This window comes from Actinomadura sp. CNU-125 (genome assembly GCF_001942465.1).
Classification (GTDB): Bacteria; Actinomycetota; Actinomycetes; order Streptosporangiales; family Streptosporangiaceae; genus Spirillospora.
Map to the genome: position 1 here is coordinate 1 of NZ_MKJY01000541.1, position 1,260 is coordinate 1,260.

At 71.0% G+C, this 1,260-nt stretch carries 1 protein-coding gene and 1 pseudogene; both read left to right on the forward strand.

The window, feature by feature from the left end:
* A pseudogene (locus BJF79_RS56550) lies at nucleotides 1–519 on the forward strand (hypothetical protein); the annotation flags it as partial.
* Nucleotides 520–535: 16 nt separating this feature from the next.
* Nucleotides 536–1,260 (forward strand): SCO6880 family protein (locus BJF79_RS40010; protein WP_316043538.1); only part of this gene is annotated, 725 nt, incomplete at its 3' end.

Consider the following 1,260-nt stretch of genomic DNA (forward strand, 5'->3'; position numbering starts at 1 on the left):
CAGGCTTCGCTGGTCGGCGTGTTCGGGCGGTGGCTGAACTCCCTGGACGCGCCCGTGCAGATTCTGGTGCAGGCCCGCCCGGTCGACCTCACCGGCCTGGCCGACCACCTCGCCCGGCTCGCACCCGAACTACCCGACCCCGCGCTGGAACAAGCCGCCGAAGATCACGCCGCGTTCCTCACCGATCTGGGCGCCGCGCACGACCTGCTGGTCCGCCAGGTCCTCATCGTGATCAGCGACAGCACCCAAGTGCCACCGTCGGCCGGCGCGCTGCCGTGGCTCAAAGGCCGACGGGAGCGCGCCGCGAGGGATGCGGGTGCTGCGGTGGCACTACGGCGCGCGGAGGAGGCCGTGTACGCCCTCATCGCGCTCGGTATCACCGCCGAGGTTCTGGACGCCGATGCCTGCACCGCCGTACTGGCCGAGGCGTTGTCCCCAGGCGAGTCACAGCCTGTGGACAACTCCGGCCCAAACGACGTGATCACTGCCCAGGAGGCTCACGATGCGACGCATGCTTAACGCCCTTAAGCAGACCTTGACATCGACGTCCGGCAAGTCGGAAAGCGGCACCGGCCTTGATCCCGGGGACGGCTTGGCCGGTGTCGGGCCGTCGGCGTTGCGGGTGAACGCCAAGACCCTTGAACTGCCCGGCGGGGTGTGTGCGTCGTTCGCGGTGGCCGGTTATCCCCGCGAGGTCGGTGCCGGGTGGCTGGAGCCGCTGCTCACCCACCCCGGACGCCTCGACGTGTCCCTGCACATCGAACCGATTCCGCCGTTGATCGCCGCGCAGCGGCTCCGCCGCCAGCTCGCCCGCCTGGAATCGGCGTCCCGCGCCGACGCCCAGCACGGGAGGCTGGCCGACTTCGCGGCCGAAGCCGCCGCCGACGACGCCGCCGAACTCGCCGCGTCCCTGGCCCGAGGCCATGGCAGGTTGTTCCGTGTCGGGCTGTACCTGACCGTCCACGCCTTCGACCACGAGCAACTCGAAGCGGAGACGGCACGGGTGCGGGCGCTTGCGGCGTCGCTGCTGCTGGACGCCCAGCCCACCACCTTCCGAGCGCTCCAGGGGTGGGCCACCACGCTGCCGTTGGGGAGCGACACGGTGAAGGTCCGGCGGTCGATCGACACCGCCGCACTCGCGGCGGCGTTCCCGTTCACCTCACCCGACCTGCAACCCCGCCTCGCCGACACCCCCGTGCTGTACGGGCTGAACGCCTACTCCTCGGGGGTGGTGGTGTGGGACCGGTTCGCCCAGGACAA